The organism is Arthrobacter sp. C152, from assembly GCF_054890965.1.
Genome location: NZ_JBTZSU010000035.1, coordinates 1 through 15512, shown reverse-complemented (window position 1 = coordinate 15512; position 15512 = coordinate 1). Strand labels below are relative to the sequence as shown.

Annotated in this window: 14 protein-coding genes, 1 tRNA gene and 1 pseudogene; 9 read left to right on the top strand and 7 right to left on the bottom strand. The window is 68.9% G+C overall.

Translation table 11 applies throughout. The annotated features are described in order from the left end of the window. The first annotated feature begins 52 nt into the window (after positions 1 to 52). The 5 genes from mobA to ACYSM9_RS18125 all read left to right on the top strand — a co-directional run bounded on the left by mobA (position 53) and on the right by ACYSM9_RS18125 (position 6472). On the top strand, positions 53 to 727 hold the full coding sequence (mobA, locus tag ACYSM9_RS18145) for a molybdenum cofactor guanylyltransferase (protein ID WP_461858348.1): 675 nt from the start codon (positions 53 to 55) through the stop codon (positions 725 to 727). Next, complete coding sequence (locus tag ACYSM9_RS18140) at positions 724 to 1017, top strand: DUF6457 domain-containing protein (protein ID WP_461858347.1); 294 nt, start codon at positions 724 to 726, stop codon at positions 1015 to 1017. The genes mobA and ACYSM9_RS18140 overlap by 4 nt, the downstream gene beginning before the upstream one ends. Further along, on the top strand, positions 1014 to 2396 hold the full coding sequence (locus ACYSM9_RS18135) for a molybdopterin molybdotransferase MoeA (RefSeq protein WP_461858346.1): 1383 nt from the start codon (positions 1014 to 1016) through the stop codon (positions 2394 to 2396). Before ACYSM9_RS18140 ends, ACYSM9_RS18135 begins: the two co-directional genes overlap by 4 nt. A 51-nt stretch (positions 2397 to 2447) precedes the next feature. Further along, complete coding sequence (gene fdhD, locus ACYSM9_RS18130; protein ID WP_461858345.1) at positions 2448 to 3326, top strand: formate dehydrogenase accessory sulfurtransferase FdhD; 879 nt, start codon at positions 2448 to 2450, stop codon at positions 3324 to 3326. 113 nt (positions 3327 to 3439) lie between these two features. Then, positions 3440 to 6472, top strand: coding sequence for an alpha-mannosidase (locus ACYSM9_RS18125; protein ID WP_461858344.1), 3033 nt, complete (start codon positions 3440 to 3442; stop codon positions 6470 to 6472). Positions 6473 to 6671: 199 nt separating this feature from the next. On the opposite strand, the gene ACYSM9_RS18120 is transcribed toward ACYSM9_RS18125, so the two are convergent. Next, entirely contained in the window at positions 6672 to 7409 is a 738-nt protein-coding gene (locus ACYSM9_RS18120; protein ID WP_461858343.1) for a hypothetical protein, read from the bottom strand. Continuing rightward, positions 7406 to 8140 (bottom strand): hypothetical protein, encoded by a 735-nt coding sequence (locus ACYSM9_RS18115; protein ID WP_461858342.1) that lies wholly within the window; start codon positions 8138 to 8140, stop codon positions 7406 to 7408. The genes ACYSM9_RS18120 and ACYSM9_RS18115 overlap by 4 nt, the downstream gene beginning before the upstream one ends. Positions 8141 to 8327: 187 nt before the next feature. Between ACYSM9_RS18115 and ACYSM9_RS18110 the strand changes: the two genes are divergently transcribed. Both ACYSM9_RS18110 and ACYSM9_RS18105 read left to right on the top strand, forming a co-directional pair. Further along, positions 8328 to 9995, top strand: a complete 1668-nt coding sequence (locus ACYSM9_RS18110; protein ID WP_461858341.1) for an ABC-F family ATP-binding cassette domain-containing protein — start codon at positions 8328 to 8330, stop codon at positions 9993 to 9995. After that, entirely contained in the window at positions 9992 to 11905 is a 1914-nt protein-coding gene (locus ACYSM9_RS18105) for an ABC transporter ATP-binding protein (protein ID WP_461858340.1), read from the top strand. The genes ACYSM9_RS18110 and ACYSM9_RS18105 overlap by 4 nt, the downstream gene beginning before the upstream one ends. On the opposite strand, the gene ACYSM9_RS18100 is transcribed toward ACYSM9_RS18105, so the two are convergent. The 3 genes from ACYSM9_RS18100 to ACYSM9_RS18090 form a co-directional block, all read right to left on the bottom strand. After that, positions 11902 to 12327, bottom strand: a complete 426-nt coding sequence (locus tag ACYSM9_RS18100) for an NUDIX hydrolase (RefSeq protein ID WP_461858339.1) — start codon at positions 12325 to 12327, stop codon at positions 11902 to 11904. The two genes, ACYSM9_RS18105 and ACYSM9_RS18100, sit on opposite strands and share 4 nt — an antisense overlap. Continuing rightward, a complete protein-coding gene (locus ACYSM9_RS18095) occupies positions 12324 to 12809 on the bottom strand; it encodes a DUF6314 family protein (protein ID WP_461858338.1) in 486 nt (161 codons plus the stop codon). The genes ACYSM9_RS18100 and ACYSM9_RS18095 overlap by 4 nt, the downstream gene beginning before the upstream one ends. Position 12810: 1 nt before the next feature. Next, a tRNA-Arg gene (locus tag ACYSM9_RS18090) sits at positions 12811 to 12883 on the bottom strand. A gap of 82 nt (positions 12884 to 12965) precedes the next feature. Between ACYSM9_RS18090 and ACYSM9_RS18085 the strand changes: the two genes are divergently transcribed. Next, on the top strand, positions 12966 to 13733 hold the full coding sequence (locus tag ACYSM9_RS18085; protein ID WP_461858337.1) for a DUF998 domain-containing protein: 768 nt from the start codon (positions 12966 to 12968) through the stop codon (positions 13731 to 13733). Here ACYSM9_RS18085 and ACYSM9_RS18080 read toward each other — a convergent pair. Next, the gene (locus tag ACYSM9_RS18080; protein ID WP_461858336.1) at positions 13730 to 14350 is read right to left on the bottom strand and encodes a hypothetical protein; all 621 of its coding nucleotides are present in this window, start codon (positions 14348 to 14350) and stop codon (positions 13730 to 13732) included. The two genes, ACYSM9_RS18085 and ACYSM9_RS18080, sit on opposite strands and share 4 nt — an antisense overlap. Positions 14351 to 14382: 32 nt before the next feature. Between ACYSM9_RS18080 and ACYSM9_RS18075 the strand changes: the two genes are divergently transcribed. After that, positions 14383 to 15213: an inositol monophosphatase family protein gene (locus tag ACYSM9_RS18075; protein ID WP_461858335.1), complete on the top strand. Its 831-nt coding sequence runs from the start codon at positions 14383 to 14385 to the stop codon at positions 15211 to 15213. A gap of 43 nt (positions 15214 to 15256) precedes the next feature. Here the strand turns inward: ACYSM9_RS18075 and ACYSM9_RS18070 are convergent. Then, positions 15257 to 15512: pseudogene (locus tag ACYSM9_RS18070) on the bottom strand (HNH endonuclease); the annotation flags it as partial.

The window sequence follows — 15512 nt, the reverse complement described above, 5'->3', positions numbered from 1 at the left end:
CTGCGTTCCTTGCCGGTGTCCTGTGGCCTTCAGTGCTGGCTAGAGTGGGGGAGTGGAAGAAAGCCGCTCTGACTTTGACGCCGTAATCCTGGCCGGCGGCCGTTCCTCGCGGCTGGGCGGGGTGCCCAAGCAATCACTGGTGTTCCAGGGCGCATCCCTTCTCGAGCGGGCGCTTGCCGCGGCATCCGGTGCGGGCCGCACCGTGGTGGTGGGTGACGCCGCTTCGTTTCCCGCCGGAACCCTGCCGCCCGGGGTGCTGGCCTGCCGGGAGGAGCCCGTCTTTGCCGGCCCTGCCGCCGGCATCGCTGCCGGCCTGGACGCCCTCGCCGGCGCCGGCGCTGCCGCGCCCTGGACTCTGGTCCTGGCGTGCGACATGCCGCTGGTTTCCGAGGCGGTCCCCCTCCTGCGCGCCGCCCTGCCGGCCTCACCGGGCGTGGCGGCTGTGATGGCCGCCGGCCCGGACGGAAGGGCCCAACCGTTGGCTGGTCTTTATAGCACGGCAGAGTTAAGAAAAGCCGCGCGCCGGCTGGCCGAACGGAATGCGCTGGTCAACGGCTCCGTGCGGGCGCTTCTTGCTAGTCTGGACGTGCAGCTTGTCACAGTCCCCGCCGGTGCCACCTCCGACGTGGATACCTGGGACGACGCTGCCGCACTGGGGATTGCCGCCGGGAACCGGGCGCAAACCAGGACCGGCGCGGGCGGAGCTAACGTGGGAGGCAAGTCGTGAAAAGCCAGGACGAAACACTGGAAGAGTGGTGCAGGGCCCTGCTCCAGGCATACAAGCTGGAGGACGTCCAGGTGGACATCAATGCTGTCCTGGCCCTCGCCGGCGTTGCCGCCCATTCCGTGGTCCGGCCGGCAGCGCCGCTGACCACCTTCATTGCCGGATTTGCCGCCGGCCAGGCGGCCGCCCCCGGACGGGAAGTGGACAGCGCCGCCATGGATGCTGCCCTGGCCGTGGCCCGTTCCCTTGCCGCCGACTACGATGCTGAAGCCGCCGGGACTCCCGGCGAATGACGCAGGAACCCCACAGCGACGCGGGGACGCCCCCGGGCACAACTGAACAGCACACCCCGCACCACCTTGCCCACAGCTGGGCAGAGGCCAGGCAATCAGCGTTCGACGCCGCCACGCCCATTCCTCCCGGCCCGGTTCCCCTGCGGCAGGCCCTCGGCCGGAAGCTCGCCCGGGACATCGTCGCCCTGCAGGACATGCCGCACTATGCCTCCTCAGCCATGGACGGCTGGGCAGTCAACGGAAGCGGGCCGTGGATCCCGGTGGACCCCGGAACACGCCTGGCACCGCACCAGGGAAGTCCCATCGCCACGGGCGGCCTGATCCCGCCCGGAGCCAAGGCAGTACTCCGTACCGAGAGCGCCCTGCTGGGCAAGGATGATGAAGGGCTCCCCATCCTGATGCTCGGAGGCAGCGCCCGGCCCGGGGAACCGCGGGCGGGCGAGCACATCCGCAAGGCTGGGGAAGAAGCCCTGGAAGGCGACGTCCTGGTCAAGGCCGGCGTGGCCCTCAACCCGGCCCACCTGGCACTGGCGGCCGTGGCGGGACACGACGAACTGTACGTCCAGGGCAAACCCGTGGTGCGCCTGGTCCTCACCGGCGCCGAAGTCGTGGAACAGGGCACACCCGCCCCGGGCCAGGTCCGGGACACCTTCGGCCCGCAGCTTCCCGACGTCGTCTCGATGCTGGGCGGCATACCCGGCGGCAGCCAGAGGATCGGCGATTCCTACGGGGAATGGCTCGCCGCGCTTGAAGACGTGGTGCCCGAGGCGCCGGACGCACCCGGCCAGCCCGCCGACGTCGTGATCACCACCGGCGGAACCGGACGTTCCGGCACGGACCACCTGAGGCGTGCCGTGGCCGAGCTGGGCGGCCGGCTGCTGATTGACGGCGTGGCCATGCGGCCAGGCCATCCCGCCGTTCTGGCCGAACTGCCGGACGGGCGCTTCGTGCTGGGGCTGCCCGGCAACCCGCTCGCCGCCATGATGGCACTGTCCACGGTGGGCGGCCCGCTGCTCGCCGCACTGGGACACGCGGCCATACCGGCGGTGCAGGAGGTGCCCTGCGGAACCCTGATCGAACCCGACCCCGGGCGCACGCGGCTGATGCCGTTCCGGCTGCTGTTCGGGATGGCGTCCCCGGCCCAGCACACGGGTCCCGGCATGATGCGCGGACTGGCGTCTGCCGACGGTGTCCTGGTGGTGCCGCCGCACGGGGTGCAGCTGGGCGAACCTGTCCCGGCCTTCGCCCTTCCGTGGGGGCCGCCGATTCCACCCCCGGAAGCGCCCGGCAAGCCGAAGCCCCGCACGGGAAGGACCGCACCGCCCAAGGACAAGCCAGCGCCCGCCGGCCCCGTGGACTGGAGTGCGCTCCTCGGCTGAGGCGTCCCCTGGATGGTGCCATGATGGAGTTATGAACAGGCAGGATGGGACATGGGACGCTTAACCCAGCGCCGCAAGGTGCACAAATTTGTTCTGGACGGTTCGCCCAGCGCCCAGGAGTACCCGGTCCGGCACAGGGAAGATGTCCTTGCCGTTGAAGAACCACTGGAAATCCGGCTGGGAAACCTCTCCTACTCGGTGACCATGCGGACCCCCGGGGATGACTTCGACCTCGTGGCCGGGTTCCTGGTGTCCGAGGGCGTCATCTGGGCGCCCGAACAGCTGGTGTCCCTGCGGTTCTGCGCCGGCGAGGACGAGAACGGCGTCCAGACCTTCAACGTTGTGGAGGCCCAGCTCCGGCCGGACGTTCCGCTCCCCGACACTGGGCGCAGGGTCTATACCTCCAGTTCCTGCGGCATCTGCGGCACCGATTCCATCGAAGCGGTCCGGAAGTCCTCCCATTACAGTCCCGAGGCGGACCCCCTGACGGTGGACGCCGAAGTCCTGGCTTCCCTGCCCGGGCTGCTGCGCGAATCCCAGCGCCTCTTTGACGACACCGGGGGAGTGCACGCGGCCGGCCTGTTCACAATCGGGGACGACGGCGGAGCGCGCCTGCTGTGCCTGCGCGAGGACGTGGGGCGGCACAATGCCGTGGACAAGGTGGTGGGGTGGGCCCTGCGCGAAGGGCTGCTGCCGTTGGCCGGAACCGTCCTGCAGGTGTCCGGCAGGGCGTCCTTCGAACTGGTCCAGAAAGCCTCCCTGGCGGGGATCCCCGTCCTGGCCGCAGTGAGCGCACCGTCGAGCCTGGCCGTGGAACTTGCCGAAGCGAACGGCCTGACAGTGGCGGGCTTCAGCCGTGGCGCCAGCTTCAACGTCTATGCCGGCGAGAACCGGATCCTGCGGCCGGTGGGTGCTGCACGCGGTGCGTGAAAGCCGGCGCGGCGTCTTTGGCCCAGGGGTGGTTTATCAAGCTACTAACGGGTAGATTTTTGTCCATCGAATGGACAGGATGATCCAGTCTCAAGCGTTAAAGAGGACCAACATTGCATGACGACCGCCGGATCACGGAAGTCCGCCTGCAGAGGTTTGTGCGTGAACGCCTTACCCCTGCCATCTACAGCAGGACCGTTCCCCTCGCCCTGAGCAGCTGGGACGCGCCGGGCGAACCAGTCCCCGCCCTCGAGGCGATGCTTCAGGAATTCAGGCCCCAGGAGCATGGGGCCGCCTGGGGGAAACCATGGGGAACCAAATGGCTGCGCCTGCAGGGGGAGGTGCCGGATGGCTGGGGCGCCGAGCCGGACACCACCGTGGAGGTGGTGGTGGACCTCGGCTTCACCACCGAAGCCCCCGGATTCCAGTGCGAGGGCATCGCCTGGCGGCCGGACGGCACGATCATCAAGGCCATCTCACCCCGGAACCAGTACATCCCGCTGAAGCTCCTGGGCGGCGGCATGGCCGTGGACTTCTACGTCGAGGCGGCCGCCAACCCCGACATGGCACAGGGCTGGACCTTTGCCGCCACCCCGCTGGGAGACAAGTCCACCGCCGGGGACGCGCCGCAGTACCGGCTGGGAACCATCGCCATCGCCGAACTGGACCGGACGGTCTGGGAACTCCAGCAGGACGTCTGGACGCTGGCCGGGCTCATGGAGCAGCTGCCCCTGGAGCTTCCCCGCCGCCACGAGATCCTCCGCGCCCTCGAACGCATGATGGACGTCATGGACCCGGACGACGTCGCCGGCACCGCAGCGGCGGGACGCGAGGCGCTCGCCGAAGTCCTGGCCCGGCCGGCCTATGCGTCGGCCCACCAGCTGGTGGCCACCGGCCACGCGCACATCGACTCCGCCTGGCTTTGGCCGGTCCGCGAGACGATCCGCAAGTGCGCCAGGACGTTTTCCAACGTCGTGGCGCTGATGGACGAAAACCCGGACTTCGTCTTCGCCTGCTCGTCCGCGCAGCAGCTGGCCTGGATCAAGGAGCTCTACCCGGAGCTGTTCGGCCGGATCCGCGAGAAGGTCCGGGCCGGCCAGTTCGTTCCGGTGGGCGGCATGTGGGTCGAATCCGACACCAACATGCCCGGCGGCGAGGCCATGGCCCGCCAGTTCGTCGAGGGCAAGGGTTTCTTCCTGGCCGAGTTCGGCGTCGAGTGCCGGGAGGCCTGGCTGCCGGACTCGTTCGGGTACTCCGCGGCTCTGCCGCAGATCGTCAAGGCCGCGGGCAGCCGGTGGTTCCTGACCCAGAAGATCTCCTGGAACCAGACCAACAGGATGCCGCACCACACCTTCAACTGGGAAGGCATCGATGGCACCCGGCTGTTCACGCACTTCCCGCCGGTGGACACCTACAACTCCGACCTCAGCGCACGAGACCTCGCCCACGCAGAACGGAACTACCGCGACCACGGGCGCGGAAGCGTATCGCTGGTGCCCTTCGGTTACGGTGACGGCGGCGGCGGCCCCACGCGCGAGATGCTGGCTGCCGCTGCCCGCACGGCCGACCTGGAAGGATCGCCCAAGGTCCGGATCGGCTCACCGGAGAGTTTCTTCCGGCAGGCCGAGGAAGACTATCCTGCACTCCCCGTCTGGGTGGGGGAGATGTACCTGGAGCTGCACCGCGGCACTTACACCAGCCAGGCCCGGACCAAGAAGGGCAACCGCCGCAGCGAACACCTGCTGCGCGAAGCGGAGCTGTGGTGCACCACCGCGGCCGTCCGGTGCGGGGATGCCTACGAGTACCCCGCCGCTGAGCTTAAGCGGCTCTGGCAGCTCGTGCTGCTGCAGCAGTTCCACGACATCCTCCCCGGCAGCGCCATCGCCTGGGTCCACCAGGACGCCGAACGCAACTACCAGGCGATCGAAACAGCGCTCGAGGACATCATTGGCCAGGCCGCGGCAGCCATGCTCGGCCCCGGCGACCGGCAGTTCCTGCTGAACGCCGCGCCACACGCCCGGGAAGGGGTTCGCCCCCTGGCGGCGGGGGAACCCGCGGCTGCCGCGGGGCCGGTACGGGCCACGCCGTCCGACGGCGGCTACGTCCTGGACAACGGCATCATCCGCGCCGTGCTGGACGGCGACGGGCTCCTCACCTCCCTGCGCGATTACGCCACCGGCCGGGAAGCCATCGCCCCCGGCCAGCGGGGCAACCTGCTGGAACTGCACCGCGATACCCCCAACGAATGGGACGCGTGGGACATTGACGAGTTCTACCGGCGCAACGTCACGCAGCTGGACCGGGCGGAATCGGTCCGGCTGGAAAGCGAGGGCGGCAGCGCCGTCGTCGTGGTGGAACGCCTGGCGGGTGCATCACCCCTGGTCCAGCGCATCACGCTGGCGCCAGGAAGCCCGTCGCTGCACATCACCACCGCCGTCGACTGGCAGGAGCGCGAGAAGCTGCTCAAGCTCGGGTTCCCGCTGGATGTCCGGGCGGACCGGTCCGCAGCGGAAACGCAGTTCGGGCACGTTTTCCGGCCCACGCACACCAACACCTCGTGGGAGGCGGCGAAGTTTGAGATCTGCGCCCACCGGTGGCTCCACGTGGGCGAACCGGGCTACGGCGTGGCTGTCACCAACGCCTCAACGTACGGCCATGACGTGGCCAGGAGCATCAGGGATTCCGACGGCGGGAGCACCACCACAGTGCGCCTGTCGCTGCTGCGTGCCCCGAAATTCCCCGACCCCCAGGCGGACCGGGGACGCCACGAACTCACGGTGACCATCCGTCCGGGCGCGGACATCGCGGCTGCGGTCCAAGAGGGCTACCGGACAAACCTTGCGCCGCGGCTGGTCCGTGGGGCCGCGCCGGTGGAGCCGCTGTTTTCGGTCTCCGATCCCGCAGTGGTGGTTGAGGCCGTCAAGCTCGCCGAGGACGGGTCCGGTGACGTCGTGGTCAGGCTCTACGAGTCGCTGGGGCAGCGCTCCGCGGCACGGATCTCCGCCAATTTCCCGGTAAGGGATGTCCTCGCCACCGACCTATTGGAGCGCCCGGTCGAGGCACCCGGAGCGGTTGGCGCGGAAGAGGGGGCAGCGTTGAACCTCCGGCCGTTCCAGCTGGTAACCCTGCGGTTCACCCGGGCGTAGGCGGGGCGGAAGGGGCCTTAAATAGGCTGAGTGGGGGCGGTCCCCAACGGCCGCCACCACTCATCCCCCCAATGCGTGCAAAGGCCCCCGGGGCGGCCCGCGTCCAAGAATTTATCCCCGTTCGAGAACCCTTGGCGGCCCCACCTTCACACTTTTATGATTGTTTCACATTCTAATGATTTTGTGAAAGCCCCAAAGGTTACATTTCGGTAGATGTCTTCCGTACGGTGGACGCACGCCGGAACCGCACCCTGGCGGCCCAGATCAGGGCCAGGCCGACCACATAGCAGAGCACTGCCGTGTAGTTGATGATGAACTCCAGTGCCCCAAGGTCCGGCGGGATCACCGGGAAGAGCAGCGAAAGGGCAACGGCCACCCCGCCGAGGGCAAGGAGCGCCGCGGCGATCCGCACCAGGGCCGGCAGCCGGTCCTGCACGGCGCGGACCATGGCCGGCAGCAATGCCAGGCCTACGAACGCGGGGTAGGCCCGGCCCGCTGCGCCGTAGTATTCGACCAGCGCAGAGTTGCGGGCGTCCTTGCCGGAGATTGCCGACAGCCCCGCGGAGGAGCCTTCGGTGTCCATAGCGAGGAACACGGCAACCAGCACCACGGACACCGCCAGCAGCGCGGCCATTCCCGCTCGTCCCGTGATGAGCCGGTAGGCGGCATCCGCGCCAAAGCCCTTTGACACCCGGACGCCCAGGAAAAAGATGGCCCCGAAGACCACGAACCGCAGCAACAGGTTGGCGATGTTGGTGCCGCCCAGGACGTGGTCGATGACCAGGTAGGGCCCCTGGATGCTCAGCAGGATCGCGAGGGTCATCAGCGCGAAGATGCCAAAGAGGGAGCGGTTCTCGCCGCGGAGCGCGCTGGGGATGCGGGCGACGGCGATGAGGCCGCAGACCGCCAGCGTTGTCCATTGCAGGATTTCGATCATCCCAGGTTCTCCCAAATCTTTTCCGTCTGCGCCTGGTCCTGTTCCTGCCGGCGCAATGTCTTGCCCAGTGCCTGAAGCCTGTCACCGGCCAGGGCGGTGAGCTCCCCGTCGGACATGCTGTCCAGTGCTGCCTGCCGGGCACCAGGGGGCCACCCGGCCTCCTCTTCGGTGATGACCCCGGTTGCCACCAGCCCGCCCGCGGGGCCCACCCCTGCCGCCAGCGCCGTGGCAACCGCCAGTTCGGGGGACAGCCGGTTGGCCGTCAGCTGCGCGGAGTAGTTTTGCGGTGCCACGCCGGTGGCCGCCGAGACGCGGTGGCGGACCTCGCCGTCGTCAATGGCGTCCACCCAGTTCTTGACGGAGGTGGCGTGCGGGGCCGGGCTGAGGACGAACGGCGGGGCACCCGCCCTGTGTGCAGGGTCCATCGCCGGGCGGGCCAGCGCGGCCCGCAGGAGGTCAGGGGTGGAGATCTGGCTGACCAGCTCGCACCGCGTAGGTGCCTGCGGCGTCCCGAGGACACTGTAGGCCTCGAAGCCGGCCAGCGCCGCGACGGGATTGAGGTTGTAGGCCCGGCTGATACTGACCACGGTGCCCACGGAGACCTTTCCCCGGACCAGCTGCTGGGCGAGCGTGGTCCGCTTGATCCCTGAGACCCTGCAGATATCTGCCGTGCTGACATCCGGGGCAATGCCTTGCAGCCAGCGCTGGAACGCCTTGGCGGGGATGGTCATGAAGGGCTCTCTGCAGAACGGGTGGTCAGTCAATTTTACCGCGTCCGCGACCGCGTGATTTTGCCCATGCCGGACGGTTCGTCTATAGTTGATGGTCGAGCCCGTTGGTCCGTACACCCCCCAAGTCCGGACCAGCGGGTTCTTTCATGCCCTGCAGCCCGGGGCGGTTCGCGAAAGGACCACATCGATGACTGCGACCCTTGTTGCCAAGGATGTCTCCGGCGGCCACGGCCACCGCGTGCTCTTCTCCGCGCTTTCGCTGACCGTCGCTCCCGGCGACGTGGTGGGCGTGGTCGGCGCGAACGGCGCCGGAAAGTCCACACTGCTTCGCCTGCTGGCCGGCGTGGACCAGCCGCAGGGCGGCACTGTCAGCCTGGCTCCCGCCGACGCGTTCGTGGGATGGCTGCCGCAGGAGCACGACCGCATTCCCGGCGAGACCGTAGCCGGCTACATCGCCCGCCGGACAGGCTGTGCGGAAGCGACCGCCGAGATGGAGGCCACAGCGGAGGCCCTTGGTTCAGGAGCCCCCGGTGCCGACGACGCGTACTCGCGTGCTTTCGACCGCTGGATGGCCTCCGGGGCGGCGGACCTGGAGGACCGCATGCCCGCAGTCCTGGCCGACCTGGGCTTCGAGGCGGGCCCGAACGCGCTGATGACCGGCCTCTCCGGCGGCCAGGCCGCCCGCGCGGCCCTGGCTGCCCTCCTGCTGAGCCGGTTCGACGTGGTGTTGCTGGACGAACCCACCAACGACCTGGACCTTGCCGGCCTGGCCACGCTGGAAGCCTTCGTCAAGGGACTGCGCGGCGGCGTGGTGCTGGTCAGCCACGACCGCGAATTCCTGGCCCGCTGCGTCACCCGGGTGGTCGAACTGGACCTGGCGCAGAACAGCGTGGCCGTTTACGACGGCGGCTACGACGCCTTCCTCGAGGAACGTGCCGTGGCCCGGCGGCACGCACGCGAGAAATACGAGGAGTTCGCCGCCACCAAGGCGGACCTGGTGTCCAGGGCACGCACCCAGCGGGAATGGAGCTCGCAGGGCGTCCGGAACGCGATGAAGAAGAACCCCGACAACGACAAGATCCGGCGCGCGGCCAGCACGGAATCCTCCGAAAAGCAGGCGCAAAAGGTCCGGCAGATGGAATCGCGCATCGCCCGGCTCGATGTGGTGGAGGAACCCCGGAAGGAATGGCAGCTCCAGTTCTCCATCGGTGCCGCGCCCCGGTCCAGCGCCGTCGTCGCAACCCTGCGCAACGCCGTCGCCCGCCAGGGTGACTTCACGCTGGGACCGGTCAACCTCCAGCTCAACGGCGGTGAACGCATCGGCATCACCGGACCCAACGGCGCCGGCAAATCCACCCTCCTTCGCCTGCTGCTGGGGACGCAGGAACCGGACGACGGTGAGGCCTCCATGGGTGCCTCGGTCGCCGTCGGCGAAATCGACCAGGCGCGCGGGCTCCTGGAAGGGCCCAGGGCGCTGGGCGATGCCGTGGAAGCGGTGCTGGCCGACTGGACCGGCGCCGACGTCCGCACGCTGCTGGCCAAGTTCGGGCTCAAGGCGGACCACACCTCGCGGACCGTGGATTCGCTGTCACCGGGGGAGCGGACCCGGGCTGCCCTGGCGCTCCTGCAGGCCCGCGGGGTGAACCTGCTGGTGCTGGACGAACCCACCAACCACCTCGACCTGCCCGCCATTGAGCAGCTGGAGGAGGCTTTGGAAAGCTACGACGGCGCGCTGCTGCTGGTCACCCACGACCGCCGGCTGCTGGAAAATGTCCGACTCGACTCACGGTGGCACCTGGAGGACGGCAACGTCCAGGAACTCCACCACACTGCAAGCCAGGAGAACCAACCATGAGCATGGACCGCGTGGCCTGGAGCTCGCTGTACAACATCAGCACCGCCAAGAGCGGCTCCAAGCCGTTCTCCAAGGAAACCCTGAAGCGGGTGCTGGGGTTCGCCGCTCCGCACAAGGGCAAGCTCATCGCCTTTGTCCTCTCATCCATCGCGGCGGCCTTCCTGGCGGTCGCCACCCCGGTGCTTGCCGGCCAGGTGGTTGACGCCATCATCGCCAAGACGGATGCCGGTACCGTGATCTGGCTGGCGGTGCTGATCGCCATCGTGGCGCTGGGCGAAGCGGGCGTGGGGCTGTTGACCCGCTGGCTGTCCTCGACGATCGGCGAAGGCGTGATCGTTGACCTGCGCACCAGGGTCTTCGACCACGTGCAGCGCATGCCCATCGCCTTTTTCACACGCACCCGGACCGGAGCCCTGGTCAGCCGCCTCAACAACGACGTCATCGGAGCGCAGTCCGCCTTTGCCGGCACGCTCTCCGGCGTGGTGAGCAACTCGGTGGCGCTGGCCCTGACCCTGGTGGTGATGCTCAACAAGTCCTGGCTGGTCACCGTGCTCGCCATGGTCCTGCTGCCGATCTTCCTGATCCCGGCCCGCCGCATGGGCTCCAAACTGGCGGACCTGCGCCGCGAAGCCGCCGCGCACAACGCCGCCATGGGCACCCAGATGACGGAGCGGTTCTCCGCCCCCGGCGCCACGCTGGTGAAGCTGTTCGGCCGCCCGGATGAGGAATCCAGGGAATTCGCTGCCCGCGCGGGCCGCGTCCGCGATATCGGCGTCCGCATGGCCATGCTGCAGTTCACGTTTGTCACGGCCCTGACCCTGGTCTCGGCGCTCGCACTCGCGCTGGTCTACGGGCTGGGCGGTTGGCTCGCGCTGGGTGGCCAGCTGGCGCCCGGCGACGTGGTGGTCCTGGCGCTCCTCCTGACCCGCCTGTATGCCCCGCTCACGGCGCTGTCCAATGCCCGGGTGGAAGTCATGAGCGCCCTGGTCAGCTTCGAACGGGTCTTTGAGATCCTGGACCTGAAACCCCTAATCCAGCAGAAACCGGACGCCGTGCCCGTTCCCCCCGGGCCCGTGTCCGTGGAGTTCGACAGCGTCCGGTTCGCCTACCCGTCCGCGGACAAAGTCTCCCTGGCATCGCTGGAGGAAGTCTCCACCCTGGACACCCGCGGCGGCGAGGAAGTGCTGCACGGCGTCAGCTTCCGGGTGGAACCGGGCCAGACCGTGGCGCTGGTTGGCTCCTCCGGCGCCGGCAAGTCCACCATCGCCCAGCTTTTGTCGCGGCTGTACGACGTCGACTCGGGCGCCGTGCGCCTGGGCGGCACCAGGCCGGGGACCGGCCTCGACGTCCGCGACACCACGTTCGATTCGCTGCGGGACACCCTGGGAATGGTCACCCAGGACGGGCACCTCTTCCACGAGACCATCGCCTCCAACCTGCGCCTGGCACGGCCCGACGCCACGGACGAGGACATGTGGGACGTCCTGCGGCAGGCCCGCCTCGAGGCCATGATCCGGTCCCTGCCCGACGGCCTGGAGACGGTGGTGGGGGAGCGCGGCTACCGGCTTTCCGGCGGTGAACGCCAACGGCTCACCATCGCCCGCCTGCTCATCGCCCAGCCGAGGGTCGTCATCCTGGACGAGGCCACCGCCGCACTCGACTCGACGAACGAAGCCGCCGTCCAGGCAGCCCTCGGCGCGGCACTCGAGGGCAGGACCGCCGTCGTGATCGCCCACCGGCTGTCCACCGTCCGGGCCGCCGACGCCATCCTGGTGGTGGAGGGCGGCCGGATCGTCGAGCGCGGAACCCACACGGAGCTCCTGGCCGCCGACGGACGCTACGCGGAGCTGTACCGGACGCAGTTCGCCGAGGCCACCGCTGTGGCGCAGGAAGCCGTCCCCGAGTTCTAGCGGCGGGGCGGCCGCGCGGCCAGTACCGGCAGGATGTGGTCTGTCAGCAGCGGCGCCAGGTCCTGGGGGAGCGATGCGCCGCGGGCAAGAAGGCCGAGGTCCAGCCAGCGGACCTCCGCGATCTCGGCGGCAGGCCGGGCCTCCCACGTGCCCGGGGCCAGGAAGACCGTTGCCTCGATGTCTGTGGCGGCCTCGTTGGCAGCGTCCGCGATCCAAACCCCCATCAGGGTCAGGTCCCGGGGATCGACGACGATGCCCACCTCCTCGGCGAGCTCGCGGGCGGCTGCCTGGACGGCAGTTTCGCCCGGCTCCGGTTTGCCGCCGGGGTGCATGAACATGTCCGTGCCGCGCTTCCGCACGGTCAGGAGCCGGCCGGCGGCGTCGAAGACGCAGACGGCGGACACCACGATCCGGTGCTTCATGTGTCCTTCCTCCGCAGGAGCCACGAGACCAGCAGCAGGTCCTTGCGCGGTCCGGACACGTCCCAGCTGTAGCTGAACGCGTCTGGTCCCTCCCACGTGTACAGCACGCGGTAGGTGTCGGGGTCGCACCAGTGGGTGTCCAGGTTGGCGTCCGGGGCGAAGCTCATCCGGTGGAACGGCCGGCCGTCCGGAAAGTACACGTCCAGCGCGTCCGGCTGTCCCGAGGGCTGCAGCACGTAGGTCCGTGAGGCCGGGCCGGTGAAAGCAGGCCAGCGCATGGTGCCTTCCTCGGAAAGGACCAGGCCGCCGTCGTCCGTTGGCGTGAAAAGTACGACGCCGGAAAAGGTTCCGCGGGTGCCGTCCGTCCGGTCCAGCAGGTCGCGTTCCACCTGCCAGCGGCCCGGCCGTTCGGGCGCAGGACCGTCCGGGGCGCTGCCGAGGAGGTAGGCGCGGAGATCGGGCTCCGGGGAACGAAGGTTCAAGTGCCCTCGATTGGAATCGAACCAACGACACCGGCTTTAGGAGAGCCGTGCTCTATCCACTGAGCTACGAGGGCGCGCATCCGGGGGCCGGCGGGACCGGTCCGTCCGGACACGGTTACAAGCATACAAGGTGCGGGGGCGTACTACGCTCAACCCATGAGCCCAGTCCCGACTGCCGCCGCCTACATTCCGGACACCGCGTCCACCCGGCACTACATCGGTGCCTGGTCGACGCTGAGCGTGCTGCAGTATTTTGCCGCCGAGGCGGCTGTGGCGATGGCTTGGGGCGGTGCGCGTCCCTACGACCTCCGGACGGGCTACATCAGCGATCTCGGCGCCCTCCACTGCGGTGTGTACTCCGGCCGGGACGTATGCTCGCCGTTGCACTGGCTGATGAACACCTCGTTCGTGGTGCAGGGCCTGGGCATGCTGCTGGGTGCGGTGCTGCTGACCTCGGGGCTGCTGTGCGTGGCCGCCCGGCCCGGCGCCCGGGTGGAACGGGGCCGGCGAAAACCTTGGATCGCCGCCGCATGGGTACGGCTGCTGACCGGCGCCGCGGGGGCGGGGACCGTGATTGTGGGGCTCGTTCCCGAAGATGTGGGCTCCCCGTGGCACTACACCGGCGCCGTCATGTACTTCCTTGCCGGCGCGGCCGCCCTGCTGGTGCTGGGCTTGCTGTGGCTGCGGAAGACCGGCATGGCATGGCTGATCCTCGCGTGCGGCTCGGTATCACTGGCCGCCCTCGCCACCGGCGGCCTGACCCGCATGCAGGTGCCGGAACCGGGCACGCTGGAGCGGCTGATGGGTTATCCGGTGACGGTGGGGATGGCCGCGGCCGGGCTCGTGGTGGCCAGCCGGGTGCACCGGCACCGTAAGGAACGGAGGGCATTGGCCCGCGCCGATGCCGGGGCGGCCAGCCGTTAGTTGCCTTTCCGGCCCCGCAGCAGAACCGCCGCCGCGCCCGCGAGCAGGCTCAGGACGAACAGCACCCAGCCAGCGACGGTGAGGCCGGACGCCAGGACCACCTGGCCGGCGTCGGGACCGCTCGTGGACATCATGGTGTCGATGGCGACATTGCCCCAGAGCCGCACCACGACGAACAGCAGCGGAAGCGCCCACAGTGCCCAGCGGAGCGCCTTGCGGGCCACGTTGGTGCCGATGAGCAGCAGCCATGTGAACCCGAAGATCAGCGGGAACAGCGTTCCGGCGGTCTTGTGGACGTAGTTCAGCTGGCCCAGCGCGTCGCCGTTCATCACGGCCTGCAGCCGGCCGATGTAGCCGGTATCGAAACCGCCCACCAGCGAATCCGGCATGGCCATCCCCTGGGAGAGCTGGGTGAGCTGGACGAGGGTCAACAGGTGCAGGTACCAGAACAGGAACAGGCTGGCCACCACGCCCGCAATCACGATCAGGTTGCTGTTGCCCTGCGCCTTCTCCGGCGTGCGCTCCGTGGTGGGATTCACTACCGGTGGCAGGTGGTGCTGCGGCACAGCCGCGTTGGCGCCGTGCTTCTTGATCCGCTGGGCAGGGGTTTTGGCCATGGCACCATTATCCCGCCCCATACACTGAAGCCATGACCATTGGCCGGCACAGCGCCGTTGAACTTGACCCTGCTTTGGACGACTACCAGCTCGCCGCGGCGCTGGTGAAGGAGGCCGGACAGCTGGCCCTCCTCATGCGGATGGCCGGCCTCCAGGCGGAACAGAAGACCTCCGTCTCCGATGTTGTCACCGCCGCAGACCATGCCGCCGAGGCCTACGTGTTGTCCCAGCTGCGGCGGTGCCGGCCGGACGACGGCATCCTGGGGGAGGAAGGCGCCTCCATCGCGGGCACCAGCGGCCGCACGTGGGTGATCGATCCAGTGGATGGCACCTACAACTTCCTGCACGGCTCCACGTACTGGTGCTCGGCCATTGCCCTGAAGGACGCCGGCGGTGTGGTACTGGGCGCCATCTTCCAGCCGGAGGAGGACAAGCTCTGGATCGGAGGCCGGGGCAGGCCGGCGACGCTCAATGGCGAACAGCTCAAAGTCTTCACAGACGATGACGGCAAGCGGAACGCCACCGATGTTGCCGAGCTCGGCGCAGCCACCTACATCCACCCCACCTGGCTCAGGGATCCCATGTGCGCCATGCCCTGGCACGCGGCAGCCACCTCCGCCGCCTCCTTGCGAATGCTCGGATCCGGGTCCTGTGACCTGGGCCGTGTGGCGGACGGGCAGCTGGGCTGCTGGTTCCAGCACAGCTGCCCGGAGTGGGACTGGCTGCCGGGCAAGGCCATCGTCACTGCGGCTGGCGGCGCGGTGGATACAGTCACCGTCAACGGGCTTGAGTGGTTTATCGCAGGAGGCACGGCGGCGGTAAGCCAGCTGCGTGCAGCCTTGCAGTCTGCGTCCGTGGCGTAGGCAGCACCGCACTCCCCGGAGCGGCCCCACAACACCGGCTGCGTCACCACAACAGCGGCTGCTGGACGCGGGACCGTTTGCGGATCCCTTTTCTGACCGTACTTACCCTGTCGAATCCGATGGCCGGAGCGGTGCCGGGTAGTGGTGATGTGCTGGCGAATGACCGTGTGACAGTCGGTGCTGTTCCCGGCAGGGGCGGCGACATCGAGTGGTAGGTGTGTCCGGTTGTGGTGGTGGTTTCTACGGTGTGGCGCAGGCCGGGAACGGGCTTGGCGGTCCAGCCGGGGGTTTCTTTGGTG